The organism is Polynucleobacter sphagniphilus (assembly GCF_029892205.1).
GTDB classification, from domain to species: Bacteria; Pseudomonadota; Gammaproteobacteria; order Burkholderiales; family Burkholderiaceae; genus Polynucleobacter; species Polynucleobacter sphagniphilus.
On the sequence record NZ_JARXVX010000002.1, the window covers coordinates 189,025 to 212,001 of the forward strand.

The following is a 22,977-nucleotide window of genomic DNA, read 5'->3' on the forward strand; positions in this document are numbered from 1 at the left end:
CTTAAGTCTTCGGCAGGGTAACGCCCCGCTGACCCTGATACTTGCCACCACGGTCTTTGTAAGAGGTGCCGCAAACTTCATCACTCTCAAAGAACAATACTTGCGCACATCCCTCGCCAGCATAGATTTTTGCAGGTAGTGGTGTGGTGTTGGAAAACTCCAAAGTAACGTAACCCTCCCACTCTGGCTCGAAGGGTGTGACATTGACAATAATGCCGCAGCGGGCATAGGTGCTCTTCCCAACACAAACAGTTAGGACACTACGTGGAATCTTGAAATACTCAACTGTTCTAGCTAATGCAAATGAATTCGGGGGAATAATACAAACCGGTCCCTTGAAGTCGACAAAGGATTGTTCGTCAAAATTCTTTGGGTCAACAATTGTGCTGTTGATGTTGGTAAAGATTTTGAACTCGTCAGCACAGCGAATATCGTAGCCATAGCTAGAGGTGCCATAACTCACGATTTTTTGCCCAGAAGCATCCTGGCGGACTTGGCCAGGTTCAAAGGGGCTGATCATGCCTTGTTCGCCCATGCGGCGAATCCAGTGGTCGGATTTAATAGTCATACCCAAATTGTAAAACCTTCGCAGGTATTAGCTCAATAATTTGCACACTGAGGACATCTCTTTAAGAGGCAGAGCTAAAAACCACCCTCTGTGGCCCGTGATAGATTTCAAAATGCTTGCCAGAGCAACGCGAAAGAATCGTTAAATTGGTCTTGCGAGCCAATTCCAGACCCATTAAAGTCACTCCTGAACGGGTCATCAGAAATGGGACCCCCATTTGAGCGCCCTTAATGACCATTTCTGAAGTCAGACGCCCAGTGGTGAAGAAGATCAAATCTCTACCTGCTTTATTAGCAAGCCACATCAAGCCAGAAATAGAGTCAACGGCATTATGGCGACCAACATCCTCAATAAAATACAAAAGGCGGACTTGACCTTCACCAGCCCGCTCAAATACGGCACAGGCATGGACTGACCCTGATTTTTTATAAATGGTGTCATGAGTGCGAATAGCATCGATCAGACTCACAATCGCCTCTTGGCTTAACTGGGGGCCATCCGGCAGGGAAATATCTGAAATCTCATCAATGAGCCCCCCAAACATAGTGCCCTGCCCGCAACCGGTAGTAACCACCCTTTTACTGGTAAGCGCATCGATATCAACAGTACTGCGACGCGTCTTCACTGCAGCAGATTCCGTTTCCCAATCCACTTGAATACTCTCTATATCATCCGGAGACTCAACTAGGCGCTGATTACGCAAATATCCCAAAACCAGAGCCTCAGGGGCGCTCCCTAAGGTCATCAGGGTCACCACCTCACGCTTATCCAGATAAATAGTTAAAGGACGCTCCCCTGGAATAAAGGTCGTTTTATGGCGCCCGAGCTCATCAATCACCTCGACTTCGTGCACAAGCGGGATGGAGGCATGAGACAGGGTGATATTTGGTGCTACAGCCATGATGCGCTTTCTTTTAGAGGGCTCAGTTTAATTTAAACAAGGTATTGTCGAGGGTTTACTTTAACCGCAGTCTAAAATGGCTGCTCAGAGCCAGTCTTAGGCTCATAATCCTGTATTCACCTTTATTTTGAGTCAAACCGTTGTTATGAGTAGCCCCCAACGCCGCATTCTTGTTACCTCCGCTCTTCCTTACGCCAATGGTCAAATCCATATTGGGCATTTGGTTGAGTACATACAAACTGATATTTGGGTTCGCTACCAAAGAATGCGTGGACACGAAGTCCATTATGTTGGCGCCGACGATACTCACGGCACGCCGATTATGCTGCGCGCTGAAAAAGAAGGTCTCACACCAAAAGAACTTATCGCCAATGTTTGGAAAGAACACAAGCGTGATTTCGATGACTTCTTAATTTCGTTTGATAACTACTACACGACTGATAGCCCCGAAAATGAAACACTTTCTCGGAGCATCTATCTCAAATTACGTGATGCTGGACTAATTGAGAAAAGGGCTATTGAGCAAGCCTACGATCCCGTCAAGGAAATGTTCTTGCCTGATCGCTTTATTAAAGGCGAGTGCCCTAAATGCGGTGCCAAAGATCAATACGGTGACAATTGCGAGAAATGCGGAGCAACTTACTCGCCCACGGATCTTAAAAATCCGTTTTCAGTAGTCAGTGGTGCCACTCCAATTAAAAAAGTTTCAGACCATTATTTCTTTAAACTTTCCGATCCCCGTTGCGAGGCATTCTTACGCGAGTGGACGCAAGTGAAAACCCCCCTTCAGCCCGAAGCCCGCAATAAGATGAAAGAGTGGGTTGGCAATTTTGGTGAAAGCAAGCTTGGCGACTGGGATATCTCCCGCGATGCCCCTTACTTCGGCTTTGAAATTCCAGATGCCCCCGGCAAGTATTTCTATGTATGGCTCGACGCTCCGATTGGTTACTATGCCAGCTTTCTCAATTACTGCCAAAGCAAAGGCCTAGACTTTAACGAGTGGGTTAAACCAGAGACCACTACCGAGCAATATCATTTCATCGGCAAAGATATTCTTTATTTCCACACCTTATTTTGGCCAGCCACTTTGCAGTTCGCCGGCTATCGCACTCCCACCAATGTGTTTGCCCATGGCTTCCTTACCGTCGATGGTGAGAAGATGAGTAAGTCTCGCGGTACATTAATCTCAGCGCACAGCGTAATTGAGTCTGGTTTTAATCCAGAATGGTTCCGCTACTACTTCGCTACTAAACTTAATGACAGCATGGAAGATTTGGATCTTAATCTTCAGGATTTTGTTGCTAGAGTCAATAGCGATCTATTGGGCAAGTACATCAATATAGCGAGTCGTAGCGCAGGCTTCTTAGTCAAGCGCTTTAGTGGCGTCGTTTCTGATGCAGCTATGAACCACCCTCTGCTCATAGAGATTAAAGGTGCTAGCGAAAAAATTGCCCAGCTTTACGAGGGTCGTGAGTATGCCAAGGCATTGCGCAGCATTATGGAATTAGCCGACAAGGTCAATAGCTTTGTTGATGAGAACAAACCTTGGGAGATTGCCAAAAGCCCAGACCGTGAAGCTGAACTTCAACCGGTTTGCAGTGTGACCTTAGAGGCTTTCCGCTTGCTGACGCTTTATCTCAAACCGGTCATCCCTCAAGTAGCCACTGGTGTAGAAGAATTCCTTTCCATCCCATCACTGAGCTGGAAAGACGTGAATACACCTCTTTCAAGCAAAAATCCCATTCATGCCTACAAGCACCTAATGACTCGTGTAGAGGCGCCTCAAATCGATGCATTACTGCTGGCAAACCAGTAGAAATCGGGCAAAAACGGCTTTTTTTGGGTCAATTAAGGCCAAGTCGCTTCCGCCGCTATAAAAATCGTTAATAATGATGGAGGCTGCCCCTGCTTGGGGTCATAGTAATTTTATAAGTTATTGAATTAATTGAGTATTTTAGGAAACATGATGGCACGTTATCAGTCCGAATTCACTACGTTCTTAAATGAGCTGAAATCCGAGAAGCCCCAGCTGGAAGCCGAGCAGCAAGCAGGCCGCGCCCTCCTCTGGGATCAAGAGCCTCAAACTGCAGAGGATTTGCGCCGCGCAAAAGTCGCCAAATTAAAGCAACGCTCTTACGTTTACTCGAATGACTGAGCCAAGCGCCCAGCCGATATCTGATTTACTGGATAGCACTCCATCAGTTACTGATGGGATGTCATCGGCCTTTGCAAAACTCTATGGTGAGCCATTATTCAAGCTCCCTACCGATCTCTATATCCCACCGGATGCTTTGGAGGTTTTTCTTGAGGCATTTGAGGGTCCTCTTGATCTTTTGCTCTATTTAATTCGTAAGCAAAACTTCAATGTGCTTGACATCCCGATGGCGCAGGTGACCCAACAATACCTAAGTTATATCGATCAAATTCGTCACCACAATTTAGAGCTTGCCGCAGAGTACTTATTGATGGCAGCCATGCTAATCGAAATTAAATCGCGCATGCTTCTGCCAATGAAGAAGGCAGATAGCGATGAAGAGGTAGAAGATCCTCGCGCAGAATTAGTACGCCGCTTGCTTGAATACGAGCGCATGAAATTGGCTGCTCAAGAACTTGATCAAATACCTCAACAAGGCCGCGATTTTCAAATTGCACATGGTCATGTTGACACCACTGTTGCCATCACATGGCCTGAGGTCAACTTAGACGATCTACAAATGGCTTGGCGAGATGTTTTGCATCGCGCCAAACTCAACCAACACCACACCATTACACGCGAAGAACTCTCAGTGCGGGACTTTATGACGCGTATCTTGCGCCGCCTGCAGAGCACCCGCTTTGTAGAGTTTGGTGAACTTTTTGAAGAAGCCATCAAATCTGGCAAAGGCGTACCCGTGGTGATTGTGAACTTCATCGCGATGTTAGAGCTCTCGCGCGAAGCGCTCGTAGAAATTACCCAAGCAGAACCCTATGCACCAATCTACGTGCGACTTGCTTACACACCTAGCGCATGAAAATAATTAGCGATATTCAGGAGCTGCGCGATCACTTGCGCGGACAAAATCGAGCCTCATTTGTACCGACTATGGGTAATCTACATGAGGGCCACCTCTCTTTAATGCGCCTTGCGAGGCAACATGGAGACCCAGTGGTTGCTAGCATCTTTGTAAATCGCCTGCAATTCGGTCCAAATGAAGATTTCGACAGCTATCCGCGCACTATGCAAGCCGATATCGATAAGCTAGAAAAAGAAGGGGTCTATATCTTATTTGCCCCAACAGAGCGCGATCTCTATCCCCAGCCGCAAGAATATCGCGTAGAACCTCCCGAGCAACTAGGAAAAATTCTTGAGGGCGAGTTCCGTCCAGGATTTTTTCAAGGGGTTTGCACCGTTGTTTTAAAACTATTTTCTTGCGTACAACCTAAAGTGGCAGTATTTGGCAAAAAGGATTACCAACAGCTGATGATCATTCGTCAGATGGTCAAGCAATTTGCATTGCCAGTCGATATTATTCCTGGCGAAACGATTCGTGCTGACGATGGTCTCGCCCTCTCCTCACGCAATTCTTACCTAACGCCTGAGCAACGTGTAGAAGCCCCGCACTTACAACGCATTCTCAATGAGGTGCGCCATCAAGTATTGGATTTAAAAGATCGCAATAGCGCCTCTCTGAGTCAAATTGAAAAGCAGGCCGTTGAGCAGTTAGTGAAACGTGGCTGGCAACCTGATTACATCGCCATCCGTCAGCAAATTGATTTATCTATCTCTTCAGATGAAAGCCTGCAAAATGGTGAATCACTCGTCATTTTGACCGCTGCCAAAATTGGCAATACCAGGCTCATCGACAACTTAGAAATCTAAAGCTTTATCTAAAAGTTTTTGACTTGAGCTAGCCTGCAGAAATTAGGATGTCAACAACACACCCACCCTCTTTCGCGGCGCTTCGCATTCCAGCATATCGCTTCTTAATTAGCGCGTTCTTGCTAACCATGATGGCTGACAACATAGAGCATGTCATTAGCTATTGGATGATGTTTCAACAGTTTCATTCTCCAGAGTTAGGTGGCTTTGCAGTCATTTCTCACTGGTTGCCCTATCTGGTCTTTTCAGTCCCAGCTGGCGCCCTTGCAGACCGCTTTGATCCGCGCCGCTTAATTCAAATTGGCATGTTGATGTTCATGTTTTGCTCACTTGCTTGGGGTTATTTCTTCCTCACAGACTCTCTGCAACTATGGGAGGCAATGGCTCTTTTAGTGTTGCATGGTTGCTCCGGCGTACTGTGGATGACCTCCACTCAAATTATTCTGTATGACGTAGTTGGTAAGTCGAATTTGCCTAGCGGAATTCGCCTCTTAGCAACGGCTCGCTATCTTGGCCTATTAGTTGGTCCAGCGGTTGGCGCCCTCATGATGCTTGGCCTGGGGCCAAAAGTGGGCATTATCCTCAACGCTTGCTTCTATCTACCCAATCTGATTTGGCTGATGAACGCCCCCTGCGGACCCAAATTTAGAGATTCCCCCATTGCACCGCCGAGGGCTTTTAAAGGCTTTAAAGATATCTTCATCACCGCTCAAGAAATTGCCCATGAGTACAAAATCACTTCAATGATATTGCTCGCGGGTGCTGCATCATTTTTCATTGGCAATAGCTATCAAGCGCAAATGCCAGGCTTTGCTCAAGATTTAGGGCATGGCGATCCGGGCATTCTGTATAGCACCTTACTGGCGGCTGATGCTGCCGGCGCATTACTGGCAGGTTTGCTGCTTGAAAGTCGTGAGGGAATTCTGAAAACAAGCCCCATTACTGCGATTGGACTGGCTGTCTTATGGTGCGCTTCCCTACTGTGTTTTGCCCTATCTGAGCAATATCTTTTGGCAATCCTCTGTCTATTTATTGGCGGCTTTTTTGAGCTTTCATTTAACTCAATGGCTCAAACCATTGTGCAACTCAATGCGCCACTTGAGATTCGTGGCAGAGTGATTGGCTTATTTAATATGTCAGCACTGGGTATGCGTGCAGGGGCTGGTATTACTGTTGGCCTATTAGGCGGCATGATTGGAATTCATTGGTCACTGGCGATTTCAGCAACATGCCTGATCGCCGTGTCCAGCACGCTCTATTGGCGCTTTAAGCACAAATTTTAGAGCTCGAAAAACTGCCCTACTTCGAGTTTTAACTCTTTTGCAAGCTCAGCACCATTCACCTTGGCTGCAGCCCCCTTCGCCTTCAGAACCTCTATCTGACCACCATGACAGCCCACAAAGAAAGAGTCCAAAGTAATTTGAGTAACCTCCCCAGGCTTGCCTTTCACAGCCCCGTAGGTGGCCGCAACATGCTTATGGCAGTCATAAATCTGCACCTTTTGCTCGCCAAACTTGGTCCAGGCACCAGGCGCTGGATTGCAGGCCCTAATTAAGTTGTAGATCTGACCAATGTGAGTTGCCCAATGAATTTTGGCAGCGTTAGCATCAAACCAACCCTCATAATTTGCCAGTGATTCATCTTGCACGAGCTCTTGGTGTTTGCCAGCAACCACTAAATCAGCAGCCTCAAGCAAGGCTTGAACGCCTAAGGGGAATAGATGATCAAAATAGACTTTTCCAAGAGTGTCATCTGGGCCAATGGAGACCTCTTTCTGCAAGATCACCTCACCCTCATCCAAGCCATCGGAAGGACGGAAGATCGTTAAGCCAGTCTTCTCTTCGCCCAAGGCAATCGCCCAGTTAATGGCACTGGGACCACGATATTTTGGCAGCAAAGAGGGGTGATACTGAATCGTGCCATGAGGCGGCAGCTTTGCCAATTCCTGAGGCACAAATTGCAACACATAAGCCATGACGCAAATATCCGCTTTGCTATCAATCATTGCTTGAGCAGCATCCGCTCCTTTTAGAGAAGCAAACTGCAAAGGGGTAATACCCCTAGCTATGGCAGCCGCTTTAAGCGCCTCAGGCTTGGATGATTTGGGGTTATCAGGTGGGCAGAAAACAGCTACCACTTCATCGCCGCGATCCAAAAAAGCTTCGAGAGTTGCCTTACCAAAATCCGCACTACCAATCAATGCAACCCGCATATTAGATGACCTTATCGTGACGCAGAGAAATCAATTCATCCGTTGTAAATCCAAGCTCACTGAGAATTTCATCAGTGTGCTCACCCAGCAGTGGTGAGCGTGTTACTTCAGTTTCGCTATCCGACATCTTAATTGGATTGCCAACCGTTAAATACTTGCCACGAATCGGATGATCTACTTCAACAATAGTCCCTGTATCACGCAATGACTGCTCTTCTGCAATCTCTTTCATCGATAAAATGGGGCCGCATGGAACGTCATATTTATTCAGAATATCCATTACCTCGAACTTGGAGAGCGTCATCGTCCACTTTTCAATCTCAGCAAAAATCTCCATCAAGTGCGGCAAACGCGCCATTGGTGATGCAAAACGTACATCAGTAATCCAGTCTTCACGACCTATTACTTTGCAAATTGCCTCCCACACTGGGGCCTGCACCACCACATAAATATATGAGTTTGGATCAGTTTCCCAGCCCTTGCACTTCAAAATCCAGCCGGGCTGACCACCACCTGAGGCATTGCCAGCACGAGGTACTGACTCACCAAAGGTGCCATTCGGATACTGTGGATATTCTTTCATCGTACCGTTGCGCTCAAGGCGCTGTTGATCACGCAACTTCACGCGACACAAGTTCAATACAGAATCTTGCATAGCTGCCAACACTTTTTGGCCGCGGCCAGAATGGGTGCGCTGGTAAAGTGCAGTAACGATACCCAATGCCAAATGCAAGCCGGTACCACTATCGCCAATTTGTGCGCCGGTGACCATGGGTGGGCCATCATCAAAACCAGTTGTAGATGCAGAACCGCCCGCACATTGCGCGACGTTTTCATAAACCTTGCAATCCTCGTATGGACCAGGGCCAAAACCCTTAACCGAAGCCATGATCATTTTTGGATTGAGCTCTTGAATGCGCTCCCAAGAAAAACCCATACGATCTAATGCACCAGGTGCAAAGTTCTCAACCAGTACATCACATTCTTTAATCAAACGCTCCAAGATTTCTTTACCGCGTTGAGTTTTAGTATTAACGGTAATGGAACGCTTATTGTGATTGAGCATCGTGAAATACAAACTATCGGCATCCGGAATGTCACGTAATTGACTACGGGTAGCATCGCCCTCCCCTGATTTCTCCACCTTGATTACATCAGCGCCAAACCAAGCCAACAATTGCGTACAGGTTGGTCCCGATTGAACGTGCGTAAAGTCGAGGATTTTGACCCCCTCTAGTGCTTTTGCCATGGTTTAAGTCCTAATAAGATTGAAATTTTTGAATTAAGCCAATTTTACCAGCGGCAAATCTCAAAATATCATGGATGCCCTGTTTTTGGGCATAACCTAGGGAGAATCCTATGTAGGGTTTACAAGGCAAGAAAGACGGGTTTTCATGAATTTCTTGCTGGTTTGAGGGCTGGAAATGCCTGCAAAATAGAAAAAGGCGCTCACTAGGAGCGCCTTTTGTGCAGCACTAAGAAATCGTGCTTACTAAAGACGGTAATTAAACCGCTTTAGCTTCGTGCAACTTGGCAATTTCTTCTTTGCCATAGCCAAGGTCAGCCAATACTTCATCAGTATGCTCACCCAAGACTGGTGAAGGGCCAACTTCAATTTCCAAATCGGAGAACTTGATTGGGCTACCAATGGTCAAATATTTGCCACGTACTTTGTGGTCAACTTCAACAATCGAACCACTCTTACGCAAGTCTGGTGAATTAGCCAACTCTTTCATTGACAATACAGGGGCGCAAGGAATATCAAACTTACGCAAGATATCTACCGCCTCATATTTAGTCTTGTCTTTGAGCCAATCTTCAATAGTTGCAAAGATGTCAAAAATCTTATCCTGACGAGCTTCTGCAGTCATGTAAGCGGGATCTGTAGCCCACTCTGGCTTACCAATCGCTCTAGTGATTGGCTCCCAAGCATGGCCTTGAATTGTGAAGTAAATGTAGGCGTTTGGATCAGTTTCCCAACCTTTACATTTGAGAACCCAACCTGGTTGACCGCCGCCGCCAGCATTACCACCACGTGGTACTACATCAGAGAATGAGCCGTGTGGGTATTGTGGGTACTCTTCGAGGTAGCCAATTTTGTCCAAACGCTGTTGATCGCGCAACTTCACGCGGCACAAATTCAAAACAGCATCTTGCATTGAGCAAGATACTTTTTGACCTTTGCCAGTTTTTTGACGCTGCATCAATGCAGTCAAAATACCAATCGCCAAATGCATACCTGTATTACTATCACCTAATGCAGCAGCAGAAACAGTGGGAGGACCATCCCAGAAACCAGTTGTGGAAGCAGCACCACCAGCACATTGCGCTACGTTTTCATATACCTTTAAATCTTCATATGAATGACCATCGCTAAAGCCCTTTACTGAGGCCATGATCATTTTTGGGTTCAATTCTTGAATACGCTTCCAAGAAAATCCCATGCGATCCAAGGCGCCTGGGCCAAAGTTCTCAACCATGACGTCGGAAGTCTTGATCATTTTTTCCAATACTTCTTTACCTTCGGCAGTCTTTGTATCCAAAGTTAAAGAGCGCTTATTACCGTTCAACATGGTGAAGTACAAAGCATCAGCACCAGGAATATCACGCAACTGGCTACGTGTTACGTCACCAGAACCAGGGCGCTCCACTTTGATCACGTCAGCACCATACCAAGCCAACAATTGAGTACATGCAGGACCTGCTTGCACGTGTGTGAAATCGATAATACGAATACCTTCTAATGGTTTAGTCATTGTTGTTTCTCCTTGAATTTGTGTAACAAATATAGTTAAGCTTTAGCTGCAGCAGTAGATGGATTTAAGTTGGTTAAACGCCCACTTTCTGTGCCGGCTGTTTCATCAATCACTGCGTTAATCAAAGCAGGCTTGCCAGCTGCAATCGCTTCAGTTAATGCTGCTTCCAATTCTGCGGGTGTTGTTACATAGTAGCCAACACCACCAAATGCCTCAATCATCTTGTCGTAACGAGCATCTTTCACGAATACAGTTGGCGCAACATCAGCTCCGCCGGTTGGGTTCACGTCAGTACCGCGATATACGCCGTTGTTGTTAAAGACAATAGTAGTAATTGGCAAGTTGTAGCGACAAACTGTTTCTAATTCCATACCGCTAAAACCAAAAGCACTGTCACCCTCAACTGCAATGGTTGGCAAGCCACTAGTTACAGCAGCACCAATAGCGTAGCCCATACCAATACCCATGATGCCCCATGTACCAGAGTCAAAACGTTTACGTGGCTTGTACATATCTACAATTGCGCGGCAGAAGTCGAGTGTATTTGCACCTTCGTTTACCAAATTAATATCTGGGTTCTTTTTAACAACATCACGAATCACGCGCAAAGCGCCATGGAAGTTCATTGGTGACACTTCCTTAGCCAGCGTCTCAGCCATCTTCGCTAAGTTCTTATCTTTCTTCTCAGCAATCGCCTTTAACCATTCCGCACTTGGCTTTGGAACAGCCGCTATGCCTTTTAATAACTCGCCAACACAGGAACCAATATCACCAATTAATGGCGCATCGATTTGTACGTTACTGTCGACTTCGTTTGCTTGGATATCAATCTGAATAAATTTCTTCGGCTCTTTACCCCAAGTCTTACCCTTGCCATGCGCCAATAACCAGTTCAAGCGAGCACCAACGAGCAATACGGCATCCGCTTCAGCCAATACATAAGAGCGTGCTGCTGAAGCAGATTGTGGGTGGTTGTCAGGCAACAAACCCTTAGCCATCGACATTGGTAAATATGGAATGCCTGATTTTTCAATCAAATCACGTACTTGTTGATCCGCTTGAGCATAAGCAGCGCCTTTACCCAAGAGAATCAATGGACGCTTAGCGCCCTTTAAAACATTGAGCGCACGCTCAACTGCATCAGGAGCAGGAATTTGACGTGGTACTGGATCGATTACTTTGAAGATAGACTTTTTGGCCTCTTCGACAGGCATGGTTTGACTGAGCAATTGTGCTGGCAAGTCCAAGTAAACGCCTCCTGGACGACCAGAAACTGCCGCACGAATTGCGCGCGCAAAACCGATACCGATATCTTCGATGTGATTAATACGATAAGCAGCCTTAGCGTAAGGCTTGGCAGCATTGAGCTGATCCATCTCCTCGTAGTCACCTTGTTGCAAGTCAACGATTTCACGCTCACTGGAGCCGCTGATCAAAATCATTGGGAAGCAATTGACTGTTGCATTTGCTAATGCTGTTAAGCCATTCAAAAAACCAGGCGCAGAAACAGTCATGCAAATACCAGGCTTTTGCGTCATGTAGCCAGCAATCGCAGCGGCATTACCGGCGTGCTGCTCATGACGGAAGCCGATAAAGCGCAAACCTTCAGCTTGAGCTAAACGGCACAAATCGGTAATTGGAATGCCAACTAAGCCAAAAATATTTTCAATGTCATTTGCTTTGAGGGCTTCGATTACTAAGTGAAAGCCATCGGTTAACTGTGGGGATTGATTATCTGTTGTCATAGGAATTCATTAGGTTGTTAGTATTTCCAGGGGAATTTAAATGCTCCCGCCCAGACTGTGATGAATCTTAGGCCTGAGGTAAAGCTTCATCATTGACTTTGGTCAACTTCCCCCGAAATGAGGGGGCGGCAGGGAAAAAACTTATATGAAAAGTTCGGCGTGCTTGGTTTTGAGTCTGCTCAAAGTCTCAGGTGACAGATTTAAGTAAGCGGCCAACTCTTTTTTCGGCAACAAGTCGAAGAGTGGCTCATACTTTCTCAAGAAACGCTCTACCCGACCCGGGGCATCAAGCATATGAAGAGTGATGGTATGCGCCATGATTTCGCTCATGAGGCGCATTACTTCAAATTCAAAGCTTTCTTTTAAAACCGGGTGTTGCTCAAGAAATTCAGCCCATTTTTTAAGCGGCATACGAGCTACGCGCGCTTTAGTAACCGAAGCAATGCTGTATGGGGCGGCCGTCTTGAGACGCCAAGCAGCATAGCTAGTCTCAATGTCCTTTTCGATCGCAAATCGCAAAATCATTTCTTTTGCATCTGGACTGGAAACAATGCGCTTGAGGATGCCATCTAGAACAAAGTATTGCTCCATTTGATGATCACCTTGATGGAGCAGGATTTCAGATTTCTTTAAATCCGAAATCTCTAAACAGCGTTCTAAATCGGCCATGGATTGGGCATCCAAGTTTTTTAAAACCGAGTTTTGGCTCAGCTGCAAGCGAATCAGGTTTTTTTCGGGGTGCTTATCTAATACTGTCATGAATCCTCAATCCTAGAGGCTCCATTGTAGGCTTTTTCAGGGTAAAACCTGTGAAAGAGTTATAAAAACCCGCTGTCCATTAAGCTAGAATAGCGGGGTCGTGGTGCTTTATTGCAGTGCAATAAAGTTAAACGGGAAACACTAAACGTGTGCTGCCCCCGCAACGGTAAGTAAATGCGCCCTTAAGCTGCAATTTTGGGTGTCAGGATTCTGAATGAGCCACTGTGCGCGTCAATTGCATGGGAAGGCCAGATTCTGAGATTTACTAGCCCGGATACCGGCCAAGACAGGTGGAATTTTTGCGGACGGGGAACTTTCGCACGCCGATGAAGCGCCCCTGCGCCCAATTGACGTCTATACCCCTGCCTGTGAAATTCTGTTCGGCCCAGCTTACGGGGAAGTTAGCTTGGCGATTCGAAGGCAGAAGGCTCAATATGAAGCAGCAGTTCAGCATCAAAATATGCGCACTACTTTGTGGCGCGGTAATTTGCATCCCATCCATCAATTCCTTTGCTCAAAGTTCCGCAAACGTCACAGTAGCAACAGCTCCCAACCCTATGGATCCTGTGCTCGTCACAGCCAATCGAGCGCCAACTTTGGCAACTAATGTATTGGCGGACTACGACTACATAGGCCGTGAGGAAATTGAACAAGCTGGGCAAACCAGTCTAGTAGATTTACTTCAAAGACAAAGAGGAGTCCAAATAACCAATGGGTCGGGTGGCTCCGGAAACTCAGGAGCATCCGTGTTTCTTCGCGGAACCTCTAATTCACAAAGCATTGTATTAATAGATGGTGTTCGATCAGACTCCGCCTTTAATGGTGGGCCTACATGGGAATCCATACCCCTGCCCTTAATTGATCATATCGAGATCGTCTTTGGCCCACAAAGTAGTCTGTATGGTGCTGATGCCATTGGCGGTGTAGTGCAGATCTTTACCAAGGATGGCAATGGGCCCGCCAAGGTAAGCGCATCTACTGGATATGGCACCTATGGAACCAGCGTTAGTAGCGCTAGCATTTATGGCTCGACTGATAGCGATCAAAAAATTCGTTATTCATTGGGGGTTAGTGAGTCACTATCAACAGGCTTTAATAGCGTTGCTAGCAATAATCCGTTTGCACTAACGGCCATGAAAACAGGTTATGTACAAAATGGTGTTACCGGAAAGCTTTCACAAGAATGGGCTCAGGGGCAAACATTTGGATTTCAGATGATGCAAAGTCGTATGAACTCACAGGTACCCCAATTTAATACCCTCGACTACTACAATAATTCCAGTTGGTCTACAGGCATGGTCTCTGGAGCCCCAGGTCCGCAACAAGCCCAAAATACGATTTCACAAATTGGGATTTACACACTGTTTTCAAAAAATCAAATCACTGATATCTGGAAAAGCTCATTACAAGCATCGATTTCAAATAACAATGGACAATCCATTCAAGACGCAACGCCATATAGCCCAGCCTATAGCCCATACATTAATACCAATCAAAACTTATACACATGGCAAAACGACATTAGCTTAGGCAGCGATCTTTTGCAGATTTTGGGTGAAAGAAGAACTCAAAGCGTGAAATCACTGCAATATAACTCTGTTGCTGATTACAACTTTAATAATGGAATAAGCTCGACAACAGGGCCATCTACAGGCTTTAGTCAGACGAGGGACACCAATTCAATAGCAGCATCATATCAACTCAAACGAGGCGATAATCTAGCAAATATCTCTATTCGTAATGACAGTATTTCAGCCTACGGCCCTCAAACAACAGGGGCAATTTCTTATGGTTATTTTTTCACCAAAGAATGGCGAGTAAACATTAATTACGGCACTGGCTTCAGAGCGCCAAGCTTCAATGACCTGTATTACCCAGGATACGGAAATCCCAACCTTCTTCCAGAGAAAAGTAAAAATACTGAAATAGGGATTCACTATGACACAAGCAACTATGAGGCTCATTTAGTTGCCTACGACAACAGCATCAGCAATATGATTCAATCAGGCCTGGTTGGGTGCACGGCACAAGCCATTCAATTTCTTGGCGGCTGCGCTAATAATGTCGGATACGCCCATATCACTGGCATATCCTTTGGTGGGATGGCAAAAGTTAGTAACTTCACATTAAAAGGATCGATTGATCAAGAAAACCCTGAAAATGTTACTGCTGATACCACTCTGTATAAAAGAGCACGCACCTTTGGGAATGCCTCAGCAGAATATGCATATCAGAGATTGATTGCTGGGTTTGGCGGCACTTTCTCGGGGCAAAGACAAGACATGCCTGGATTTGATGCCACAACTTTTGCGCCTTATAGCGGACAAATGGGGGGCTACTCTATATTTAACTTATATACAAGTTATGAATTTGAAAAAGATTGGACTGTATTTGCCCGCTGGAACAATATTTTCGATAAGCAATATCAATTGACCTATGGTTACAACACTATGGGCTCCAATGTCTTCGTGGGAATTCGCTACGCAATGAAGTAAACCTCTAAGGACCCCTATTTAGGGGCCCTTCCCTAAAGAAAAACATAGTCCAATGTTGCCAGGGGGGTCGACCTCCTGCCAAGAGCTTTTCCTAAGGCTACAATGCCAATATGATCGAGCAAACCCCTCATTCCCCAAACGAGGTAACTATGGATAACTTAAGTGCTGTCATTGCGCGCGTGGCTGAAAAAATTGCCCTGGCCACTGAAGCGGTTAAAAAACTCAATCTAGATCGTACTCAACTCGAGAACAAAATTGAAGATGCGCAAAAACGCATACAACATATTTTGAGTCGCCTGCCAGAACAAAGCGATGGCCGCCAGCTGAACTTACTTGGCGAAGCGGTTGCCCCAACCAATCAAGAGGATGACAATGAGCCAACAACGCATTGAGGTAACTCTCGCCGGTCAAAAAATTACCTTGGCCACTAGCGCCGAGCATGAACCGCTGTTGCGCGCTGCCTGCACTTTAGTGGATGAACAAATCAAACTTGCTATCAATGGCGGCAATCGCAGTATTGAACGCGCCAGCATGATGGCCGCTCTTAAAATTGCAGGCGATCTCATTACCTTGCAAGCAAGCGCACAACCTTCGCAAGACCAAAGCACTACCAATCTCAACTCTGAAGAAATCTCTCGTCTTCATGATGAGATTCGATCGCTAGAAGATCAGGTAGATACTTTGATGCAAACCCTTTCCCTGCCTGGCTCGCCAAGGCCAATAGTTCCTTGAACCGATGCGCAAGCATCAGGAACGATCTTTACCTTGTGGGCGTGAGCGTTTTGATGTCTTACAGTGGCAGCCTCGAGCTGTTCACTCCCTGAGACCCTTAATGCACCCGAAGCAGAGTAGCCGTTCCACCTTGAACCCTAGGGTTCAGGATGACGGCCTAGCGGCCAAGGCGGGGAATTCATGTACCTAAGTGATATCACTTTACTTCTACTGTGCGGTAGCATCTCTGGCTTTCTAGCTGGCCTATTAGGCATTGGTGGTGGGATGATCTTGGTTCCCTTCATGATTTTGGTCTTCAATCACTTGGGGTTTCAGCAAGAACTGATTGTTCATATGGCCATTGCCACCGGTATGGCAACCATCCTCTTTACAACCTCTTCCGCCATTTGGGCGCACCATAAACACAGCTCGATTGACTGGAAGCTGGTTGCCGCATTAAGCCCTGGCATGGTGGTTGGCGGCCTGGTTGGAGGTAGCAAAATTTTTGAGGCCATCAACACTTCTTGGCTATCCCTATTTTTCGCTATTTTTATCGTTTACTCTGCAGTGCAGATGATTTTGAATAAAAAACCTACTGCCGGGCGTAATTTGCCTGGTCCAATTGGCTTGTTTTTATTTGGACTGTGTGTAGGTATGCTCGCCAGCTTGGTGGGCGCAGGTGGCGCATTCATTACCGTACCGTTTATGCTCTGGTGCAATGTGAAGCCCCATACGGCAATGGCAAGCTCATCTGGGTTGGGCTTTCCGATAGCAGCTGCAGCGACTATTGGGTACATGTATGGAAGCTGGGGTCTTCCAAATTTACCGGCAGGTTCTCTAGGGTATGTTTACGCGCCAGCAGTTGCGTGCATTGTTATTGTCAGCATCTTTACGGCGCCCATCGGTGCAAAGATGGCTAGAAAATTAGATGTAGTGCAACTGAAACGGATTTTTGGCGTAATGCTATTTTGCCTTGCCGCCTTCATGTTTAATGAAAGCCGCAAGGCCTTTGGCTTTTAGTTAGTGTACTGCTGACGCAAGATATTTTTCTGTACCTTACCCATTGCGTTGCGCGGCAAATCTGCCACGATTTCTAAACGCTTTGGAATTTTGAAATTAGCAATTTGTGTTTTCAAGGTAGCAATCATCGCTTGGGCATCCAATTTTGCCCCTGCCTTAGGAACTACAACAGCCATCACCGCTTCGCCAAAATCAGGATGCGGAATACCAATCACGGCGCTTTCATCCACCCCATCCATATCATCAATAAAGCTCTCGATTTCTTTTGGATAGACGTTATAGCCACCTGAAATAATCAAATCCTTACTACGGCCAACAATGCACAGGTAATCTTTGGGTGCTTTGCCGCCATTGGCATCACCACCCCAGCGACCAACGTCGCCGGTTTTAAACCAACCATCATTAGTAAATTCTTCGGCAGTTTTTTCGGGCATGCGCCAGTAACCTGCAAATACATTCGGGCCTTTGACTTGAACGTTACCAATCTCATCGACTCCACATGGCTTATTGTTTTCATTGACCACACGTACTTTGACGCCTGGTAATGGCAAGCCAACTGAGCCGCCCACACGCTTACCCTTATAGGGGTTGGAGACTAACATCACGGTCTCACTCATGCCGTAGCGCTCCAGAATGGACTGTCCAGTGCGCTCAATAAATGAGTTAAATGTTTCAGTCAATAAAGGTGCCGAACCAGAAACAAAGAGACGCATATTGCGAGTCACTTCTTTAGTAAAGCCCTTATCAGCCAATAAACGTACGTAGAAAGTGGGCACGCCCATCATCACAGTGGATTTAGGCATGTAATGAATTAACTGTGCTGTATCTAGGCGTGGCAACCAAATCATCTTGCTACCATTGATCAGGGCGCCATGAGCAGCCACAAACAATCCGTGCACATGAAAAATAGGTAGGGCATGTAGCAACACATCGCCTTTTTTCCAACCCCAGAACTTCTGCAAAACCTTGGCATTGCTGCTCAGGTTCTTATGGGTCAACATCGCACCCTTACTACGCCCGGTTGTGCCGGAGGTGTAGAGGATGGCGGCCAAATCATCTTCTTTTACTGTTGCCGTCTTGAATCTGTCGCTTTGAGCACCAGCACGCTCCAATAATGTACCGGTACGGTTCTCATCTAAGGTGAAGACATGCTGAGTACCTGCCTTGAACGCTGTTTTCGAAACCCATGAGAAGTTCTTGCTACTACAGACCACTACAGCCGGCTCAGCATTCTCAAGGAAGTACCCAATCTCAGCAGCCTGGTAAGCCGTATTCAATGGAAGATATACATACCCTGCGCGAATCGTAGCGAGATAAAGAAAAAGGGCCTCTGGCGATTTTTCAACTTGTACCGCTACACGCGAACCCTTGGGCAATTTAAGGCTTTTGAGCAAATTAGCCATCTTTGCAGTGGCACGCTCCAAATCACTCCAAGAGTAATAAAGGCCATCATGCGTTTCGAGGGCGCATGACTGTTTATCTTTTGGAAAACCTTTTTCCAAGATTGAATACAAATTCATAAATACATTCCTTAAATACTGATTTTTTATACCAATGGAGGTCCCATTACCCAGTCAGATAGACCTGTAGCAATTTCGGGGAAGATGCATAGAAGAATTACAGAGAAAATCATGATGGCCACAAATGGCATCACACCGTAAATAATTTCTTTCAAAGTAATGTCGGGGGCAATATTTTTAATCACAAAAATATTCAGTCCTACCGGAGGATGTATCAGGCCAGTCTCCATGATGATAGTCATCACCACTCCAAACCAAACCAAATCAAATCCTGCAGCACGTAGCGGAGGCAAGAAAATCGGGGACGTCATCAAAATGATGGAGACTGGAGGCAAGAAAAAGCCCAAGAAGATCACCATCAGCAGCACTGCAGTCAGCAAAAGCCAGCGAGAAGTGTGTAAATCAACAATCGCTTGGGCGGCTGATTGGCTCAAGTGCAGATAACTCATGACGTTGGCAAACAACAAAGACATGCCAATAATGAACATCAACATCGCCGACTCACGAATACTGACATCTAACAATGGGTACAGGTCTTTGAAACGCCACATGCGATAAATAACGGCAATAAGCAAGAATGCAAAAACGGCGCCCAGTCCGGCTGTCTCTGCAGGGGTAGCATAACCACCATACAGAGCCACCATGACACCAATCAACAAAATCAAGAACGGCAAAACGCGTGGCAATGCGCTAATTTTTTGTTGCATGGTGTATGTCTGACGCTCCAAGATGGGGGCAGATGGAGCACCAACGTTGTAAGCCTCATAAGCACGGGCATATTCTTTTTTATAACGATAGATAGTGTATGCAGCAAAGAAGATTACCAACATGACGCCTGGACCAATCGCCGCCAGGAATAACCTACCCAATGATTGCTCTGATGCAACTGAATACAAAATCATGGTGATAGATGGTGGCAATAAAATACCCAAGGTGCCTCCTGCAGCAATGATCCCCGCTGCAAAACCTGGGGAGTAACCCCGCTTACGCATCTCCGGGATGCCAGCACTACCAATTGCTGAGCAAGTAGCAGGACTTGATCCGGCCATTGCCGCAAACAAAGCACATGCAAACACGTTTGCCACACCCAAACCACCAGGTATCTTACCCATCCACACATGGAGAGCATCGTACAAATCTTTACCAGCCCTGGAGCGTCCAATAGCCGCACCCTTCAAGATAAAGAGCGGAATAGACATTAAGGTGATACTAGACATCTCCTCATATACATTCAACGCCACCGTATCCAAAGAGGATGCGGGCATAAAGAAGTACATAAAAATAATTGCAACAATACCCAAGGCAAATGCGATGGATATTCCTGAAAACATAATCAGGAGTGTTACAAGGCCAAACAAAATACCAATAGTTAATACAGACATGCTCAGTGACCTCCACCAACTAGGTCAGAGACAACTGGTTTTCTGACAAATATTTGTAAAAAAATTTGGAAGGTCAATAAACACATCCCCGCAAACATCATTGAGTATGGAATCCAAAGGGAAGGCGCCCAAGTGGAATTCGTCACCTGCCCATCAACCCAAGCTTCAACTAGCAAATCCCAAGTCTTGATGGAAAAGAATCCAAAGAAAAGGCAGGAGATCACATCAATGATGACTCCCCTGACCTGATTGACTGGATGAGGCAATAAACCTTCTATTGCTGAAATACCAATATGCCCCCGCTTTTCTTGCACATAAGAGCTGCAAAGAAAAGTGACGCCTACCAAACAAAATAAAGCTGCTTCATCCTGCCAATCATTTGCTGCATGAAAGAGCCCGCGGGATAAGACGCTGTAGCTCAAAATCAGGGCCGATACCATCAGGGCCACTGATCCCAAAAGCATTAAAAACTTATTTAACACCGACATCCATCGGTCAAGCAGGATAAAGAGCTTCATATTATGAGATTGCTTCGGCAGAACGCATCATTGCTGCGCAGGTTTCATTACGATCAGAAAATTCCTTCCATGCAGATACTTTTGCGATAGCCTTCCATTTATCGACAGCAGCGGAATCAATGTCATAGACCTTGTTACCCGCTTTTGCAAACGCAACAGCGCAATCAATATCATCCAACTTAGCCTGCTGTGTACCGTACTTCTCCATATCTGCACCGACAGACATGATGATGTCGCGCTGGTTCTGAGGCAATGAATCAAAGACCATCTTAGACATTAGTAACGGCTCCAACATATACCAGTAGGATTTGTTCTTTGCGCTGGTGTAATTTTTTGTAAGCTCGGCCAATTTGAATGACATCAGACTGGCAGATGAGGTGTAAGCAGCCTCCAAAGAACCGGCTTGAACAGCCTGGTAGACCTCGCTTGAAGGAATGGATGTCATGACTGAACCGCCGGCAGCTTTGAGCATGGCATCAAACTCACGGCTGCCGCCACGTACTTTCACGCCCTTGATGTCGTCTGGAACAATAATCGGGCCGGTCTTGGTAGCTACGCCACCAGCTTGCCACACCCAACTCACAATCACAATCCCCTTTGACTCAAGCACCTTAGTGAGGATTTTGCCTACCTCAGCATTTTTCCAGCGCGCACCCTGCTCATAGCTGGTAACTAAGGCAGGCATCAAACCAATATTGGCTTCGACCACTTCGCCACCTGCATAAGGCATAGGATAAAAAGAGAAATCCAGCGCACCCTTACGTAGCGCGCTAAATTGCGCATTTGTCTTCATCAGGGAGGACTGTGGATAGACCTCGAACTTTAATGCGCCAGCGGTCTTTTTTTGCACTTCTTCTGCAAATTTTTTGCATAGACGGTCACGGAAATCAGTTCCACTTGGAAACTGATGCGAAATTTTCAAACTGCGTGCATTTGCCTGCGCCCAAGTGGGCAGGTTATACATAGACAAAGAAGCGCCAGCGGCACCAAGCAGGATTTGACGACGAAATTCACTTATTTCTTTGGTATCTGACATTGCGATCTCCTAAAACTTTTTTTATTAAATTCAATCTTATGTGGATAAAGATTGTTTATTTGCTACTTCTGGCATTTTAAACACTTATGACCAGCACCTCTTTGGGTGCTATTTGGCCATTAAACGCGCTACTGCTTTTGAATAAACGATTTCCCCATTGGAAAAACGCTCATGATTCTCCTCTACTGCACTTAAGTCATACAAATAATTCACCATCAAACCAGCCGACTGGCGCAAGCCTTTGCGAGATAAGTCACCCGCCCAATTAATGAGATGCAACCTTGCACCATTACCCAGATGAAATTTAGCTACTGGATTACCTGAGCGCCCAGTTGAAGCCAACCCTAAATAGATGCTGGCTAGACATAACAAAGCCTCTTTTTCTTTTTCAGATGCCTGATCTGGATGCCATCCCGCGCTTAAGCGCTCGCTCCAAGACTGTGTCTCTAGCTTGAGAACTGCTAGCGCCTGGTCTCTAGCAGTTTTTAAGGCCGGCTTTAAGCGCTCTGCCGGAACGCCCTCACCTAAATTGGCACCGCCAGCCACCCAATCCATAAATCCAGGAATAGGAGAAAGCGTGACAAAAGTTTTGAGTGTTGGAAACTCCGCTTGCAATGTCTCTGCAACACGCTTGATGAGGAAGTTGCCCATTGAAACCCCGCGTAAGCCGGGCTCACAGTTGCTGATCGAATAGAAAACAGCAACCTTAAATTGCGATGGTTGATCGAGCGTCTCCGCTTTTTTATCAACCAATGGCGTAATGACGGTAGGAATCTCAGGCAAAAGCGCCACTTCCACAAAGATCAAAGGCTCGCTAGGAAGTTGCGGATGAAAGAATGCAAAGCAACGACGATCAGGCTGTAAGCGGCGACGTAAATCATCCCAGCCATCAATCGCATGAACCGCCTCGTGTTGAATCAACTTCTCCAATACTTCTGCGGGGGACTTCCAATCCACCTGATGCATTTTTAGAAATCCAGGATTGAACCAAGATGAGAGTAAGTGACGCATATCAAAATCAACTGCGGCAAGCTCAGGTTTTTTATCCAAGATCTGCAATAGGTCGCGACGCATTTGCACTACCGCAGCCGTACCTTGGCTAGCGCGATTTAAGCGGCGAAATAATTCTTGGCGAGGGGACTCGGAAACTTTTTGTAGGCGAATGTAATTACGCGCACTGGCTTCAGCAACAAAATTTTGCGCAGCCTCCATCACCGATGCGGCATCTGGGTTTAACTTCTCGAAAAGATAAGTAAAAAATGCTACGTACTGATCTCTGGTTAGCTTGCGATAGTTATTCACAACATCATCGGCCATACTCACAGCATTAGATTCACCGCGCTCAGAAATAAGGCGTTTGATCGCATTATTTGCCTTGGCCAAATTACGAGCTTTTGCTAACTTTTCAAGCATTTATTGTGTTCTCTCAAAAAAGAGTGCCAAACGAATTTACTTCATTAAATCTAATGTAAGGATCATTGCAGGCGAAATCAAT

The 22,977-nt window shown here is 46.2% G+C and carries 20 protein-coding genes, 1 other RNA gene, 1 pseudogene and 1 riboswitch; of the genes and pseudogenes, 10 read left to right on the top strand and 12 right to left on the bottom strand.

Annotated features, from left to right (window positions below):
- Position 1 precedes the first annotated feature (1 nt).
- Together dcd and M2125_RS05265 are read right to left on the bottom strand one after the other, a co-directional pair.
- Positions 2–568 carry a dCTP deaminase gene (dcd, locus tag M2125_RS05260; protein ID WP_076023570.1) on the bottom strand — a complete coding sequence of 189 codons (567 nt, stop codon included), beginning with the start codon at positions 566–568 and terminating at the stop codon, positions 2–4.
- A gap of 61 nt (positions 569–629) precedes the next feature.
- Positions 630–1,469: a formate dehydrogenase accessory sulfurtransferase FdhD gene (locus tag M2125_RS05265; RefSeq protein ID WP_076023569.1), complete on the bottom strand. Its 840-nt coding sequence runs from the start codon at positions 1,467–1,469 to the stop codon at positions 630–632.
- A 145-nt stretch (positions 1,470–1,614) separates the two neighbouring features.
- Between M2125_RS05265 and metG the strand changes: the two genes are divergently transcribed.
- The 5 genes from metG (at position 1,615) to M2125_RS05290 (ending at position 6,611) form a co-directional block, all read left to right on the top strand.
- Positions 1,615–3,285 (top strand): methionine--tRNA ligase, encoded by a 1,671-nt coding sequence (metG, locus tag M2125_RS05270; protein ID WP_076023568.1) that lies wholly within the window; start codon positions 1,615–1,617, stop codon positions 3,283–3,285.
- Positions 3,286–3,435: 150 nt separating this feature from the next.
- Positions 3,436–3,624, top strand: a complete 189-nt coding sequence (locus tag M2125_RS05275) for a DUF3460 family protein (protein ID WP_076023567.1) — start codon at positions 3,436–3,438, stop codon at positions 3,622–3,624.
- On the top strand, positions 3,617–4,480 hold the full coding sequence (locus tag M2125_RS05280) for a segregation and condensation protein A (RefSeq protein ID WP_076023566.1): 864 nt from the start codon (positions 3,617–3,619) through the stop codon (positions 4,478–4,480). The genes M2125_RS05275 and M2125_RS05280 overlap by 8 nt, the downstream gene beginning before the upstream one ends.
- Positions 4,477–5,328: a pantoate--beta-alanine ligase gene (panC, locus tag M2125_RS05285; protein WP_280742010.1), complete on the top strand. Its 852-nt coding sequence runs from the start codon at positions 4,477–4,479 to the stop codon at positions 5,326–5,328. Before M2125_RS05280 ends, panC begins: the two co-directional genes overlap by 4 nt.
- A 47-nt stretch (positions 5,329–5,375) precedes the next feature.
- Entirely contained in the window at positions 5,376–6,611 is a 1,236-nt protein-coding gene (locus tag M2125_RS05290) for an MFS transporter (RefSeq protein ID WP_280742654.1), read from the top strand.
- Here the strand turns inward: M2125_RS05290 and M2125_RS05295 are convergent.
- From M2125_RS05295 to M2125_RS05315, 5 genes are all read right to left on the bottom strand, one after another.
- Complete coding sequence (locus tag M2125_RS05295) at positions 6,608–7,540, bottom strand: methionyl-tRNA formyltransferase (RefSeq protein WP_076023563.1); 933 nt, start codon at positions 7,538–7,540, stop codon at positions 6,608–6,610. The genes M2125_RS05290 and M2125_RS05295 overlap by 4 nt on opposite strands.
- 1 nt (position 7,541) lies before the next feature.
- Positions 7,542–8,789 (bottom strand): formyl-CoA transferase, encoded by a 1,248-nt coding sequence (gene frc / locus M2125_RS05300; protein WP_277541678.1) that lies wholly within the window; start codon positions 8,787–8,789, stop codon positions 7,542–7,544.
- Between the two features lie 256 nt (positions 8,790–9,045).
- Entirely contained in the window at positions 9,046–10,296 is a 1,251-nt protein-coding gene (gene frc / locus M2125_RS05305) for a formyl-CoA transferase (protein ID WP_076023561.1), read from the bottom strand.
- 35 nt (positions 10,297–10,331) lie between these two features.
- On the bottom strand, positions 10,332–12,041 hold the full coding sequence (oxc, locus tag M2125_RS05310) for an oxalyl-CoA decarboxylase (RefSeq protein WP_076023560.1): 1,710 nt from the start codon (positions 12,039–12,041) through the stop codon (positions 10,332–10,334).
- Between the two features lie 141 nt (positions 12,042–12,182).
- Complete coding sequence (locus M2125_RS05315) at positions 12,183–12,800, bottom strand: Crp/Fnr family transcriptional regulator (protein WP_280742655.1); 618 nt, start codon at positions 12,798–12,800, stop codon at positions 12,183–12,185.
- Positions 12,801–12,884: 84 nt separating this feature from the next.
- A riboswitch (cobalamin riboswitch) is annotated at positions 12,885–13,100 on the top strand.
- Between the two features lie 134 nt (positions 13,101–13,234).
- Here M2125_RS05315 and M2125_RS05320 point away from each other — a divergent pair.
- The 5 genes and pseudogenes from M2125_RS05320 (at position 13,235) to M2125_RS05340 (ending at position 17,026) form a co-directional block, all read left to right on the top strand.
- Positions 13,235–15,295 (top strand): TonB-dependent receptor domain-containing protein, encoded by a 2,061-nt coding sequence (locus M2125_RS05320; protein ID WP_076023558.1) that lies wholly within the window; start codon positions 13,235–13,237, stop codon positions 15,293–15,295.
- 110 nt (positions 15,296–15,405) lie between these two features.
- Positions 15,406–15,687, top strand: coding sequence for a hypothetical protein (locus M2125_RS05325; RefSeq protein ID WP_280742656.1), 282 nt, complete (start codon positions 15,406–15,408; stop codon positions 15,685–15,687).
- Positions 15,668–15,889 (top strand): annotated as a pseudogene (locus M2125_RS10950) (cell division protein ZapA); the annotation flags it as partial. The gene M2125_RS05325 and the pseudogene M2125_RS10950, both read left to right, overlap by 20 nt.
- A gap of 99 nt (positions 15,890–15,988) precedes the next feature.
- A non-coding RNA gene (gene ssrS / locus M2125_RS05335) (6S RNA) lies at positions 15,989–16,207 on the top strand.
- On the top strand, positions 16,208–17,026 hold the full coding sequence (locus M2125_RS05340) for a sulfite exporter TauE/SafE family protein (RefSeq protein ID WP_076023556.1): 819 nt from the start codon (positions 16,208–16,210) through the stop codon (positions 17,024–17,026).
- Here the strand turns inward: M2125_RS05340 and M2125_RS05345 are convergent.
- The 5 genes from M2125_RS05345 to M2125_RS05365 form a co-directional block, all read right to left on the bottom strand.
- Positions 17,023–18,546, bottom strand: a complete 1,524-nt coding sequence (locus M2125_RS05345; protein ID WP_280742657.1) for a malonate--CoA ligase — start codon at positions 18,544–18,546, stop codon at positions 17,023–17,025. The genes M2125_RS05340 and M2125_RS05345 overlap by 4 nt on opposite strands.
- A gap of 26 nt (positions 18,547–18,572) precedes the next feature.
- Positions 18,573–19,928, bottom strand: coding sequence for a TRAP transporter large permease (locus M2125_RS05350; RefSeq protein WP_076023554.1), 1,356 nt, complete (start codon positions 19,926–19,928; stop codon positions 18,573–18,575).
- 2 nt (positions 19,929–19,930) lie between these two features.
- Complete coding sequence (locus M2125_RS05355) at positions 19,931–20,446, bottom strand: TRAP transporter small permease (protein WP_277541682.1); 516 nt, start codon at positions 20,444–20,446, stop codon at positions 19,931–19,933.
- A 1-nt stretch (position 20,447) separates the two neighbouring features.
- Positions 20,448–21,482 carry a TRAP transporter substrate-binding protein DctP gene (gene dctP, locus M2125_RS05360; RefSeq protein ID WP_076023553.1) on the bottom strand — a complete coding sequence of 345 codons (1,035 nt, stop codon included), beginning with the start codon at positions 21,480–21,482 and terminating at the stop codon, positions 20,448–20,450.
- 108 nt (positions 21,483–21,590) lie between these two features.
- A complete protein-coding gene (locus M2125_RS05365) occupies positions 21,591–22,895 on the bottom strand; it encodes a malonyl-CoA decarboxylase (protein ID WP_076023552.1) in 1,305 nt (434 codons plus the stop codon).
- Positions 22,896–22,977 lie beyond the last annotated feature (82 nt).

What these genes read in the sequence shown, in the direction of transcription:
- dcd (WP_076023570.1), bottom strand. Translation starts at nt 568, where the DNA reads ATGACTATTAAATCCGACCACTGGATTCGCCGCATGGGCGAACAAGGC.
- M2125_RS05265 (WP_076023569.1), bottom strand. Translation starts at nt 1,469, where the DNA reads ATGGCTGTAGCACCAAATATCACCCTGTCTCATGCCTCCATCCCGCTT.
- metG (WP_076023568.1), top strand. Translation starts at nt 1,615, where the DNA reads ATGAGTAGCCCCCAACGCCGCATTCTTGTTACCTCCGCTCTTCCTTAC.
- M2125_RS05275 (WP_076023567.1), top strand. Translation starts at nt 3,436, where the DNA reads ATGGCACGTTATCAGTCCGAATTCACTACGTTCTTAAATGAGCTGAAA.
- M2125_RS05280 (WP_076023566.1), top strand. Translation starts at nt 3,617, where the DNA reads ATGACTGAGCCAAGCGCCCAGCCGATATCTGATTTACTGGATAGCACT.
- panC (WP_280742010.1), top strand. Translation starts at nt 4,477, where the DNA reads ATGAAAATAATTAGCGATATTCAGGAGCTGCGCGATCACTTGCGCGGA.
- M2125_RS05290 (WP_280742654.1), top strand. Translation starts at nt 5,376, where the DNA reads ATGTCAACAACACACCCACCCTCTTTCGCGGCGCTTCGCATTCCAGCA.
- M2125_RS05295 (WP_076023563.1), bottom strand. Translation starts at nt 7,540, where the DNA reads ATGCGGGTTGCATTGATTGGTAGTGCGGATTTTGGTAAGGCAACTCTC.
- frc (WP_277541678.1), bottom strand. Translation starts at nt 8,789, where the DNA reads ATGGCAAAAGCACTAGAGGGGGTCAAAATCCTCGACTTTACGCACGTT.
- frc (WP_076023561.1), bottom strand. Translation starts at nt 10,296, where the DNA reads ATGACTAAACCATTAGAAGGTATTCGTATTATCGATTTCACACACGTG.
- oxc (WP_076023560.1), bottom strand. Translation starts at nt 12,041, where the DNA reads ATGACAACAGATAATCAATCCCCACAGTTAACCGATGGCTTTCACTTA.
- M2125_RS05315 (WP_280742655.1), bottom strand. Translation starts at nt 12,800, where the DNA reads ATGACAGTATTAGATAAGCACCCCGAAAAAAACCTGATTCGCTTGCAG.
- M2125_RS05320 (WP_076023558.1), top strand. Translation starts at nt 13,235, where the DNA reads ATGAAGCAGCAGTTCAGCATCAAAATATGCGCACTACTTTGTGGCGCG.
- M2125_RS05325 (WP_280742656.1), top strand. Translation starts at nt 15,406, where the DNA reads ATGATCGAGCAAACCCCTCATTCCCCAAACGAGGTAACTATGGATAAC.
- M2125_RS05340 (WP_076023556.1), top strand. Translation starts at nt 16,208, where the DNA reads ATGTACCTAAGTGATATCACTTTACTTCTACTGTGCGGTAGCATCTCT.
- M2125_RS05345 (WP_280742657.1), bottom strand. Translation starts at nt 18,546, where the DNA reads ATGAATTTGTATTCAATCTTGGAAAAAGGTTTTCCAAAAGATAAACAG.
- M2125_RS05350 (WP_076023554.1), bottom strand. Translation starts at nt 19,928, where the DNA reads ATGTCTGTATTAACTATTGGTATTTTGTTTGGCCTTGTAACACTCCTG.
- M2125_RS05355 (WP_277541682.1), bottom strand. Translation starts at nt 20,446, where the DNA reads ATGAAGCTCTTTATCCTGCTTGACCGATGGATGTCGGTGTTAAATAAG.
- dctP (WP_076023553.1), bottom strand. Translation starts at nt 21,482, where the DNA reads ATGTCAGATACCAAAGAAATAAGTGAATTTCGTCGTCAAATCCTGCTT.
- M2125_RS05365 (WP_076023552.1), bottom strand. Translation starts at nt 22,895, where the DNA reads ATGCTTGAAAAGTTAGCAAAAGCTCGTAATTTGGCCAAGGCAAATAAT.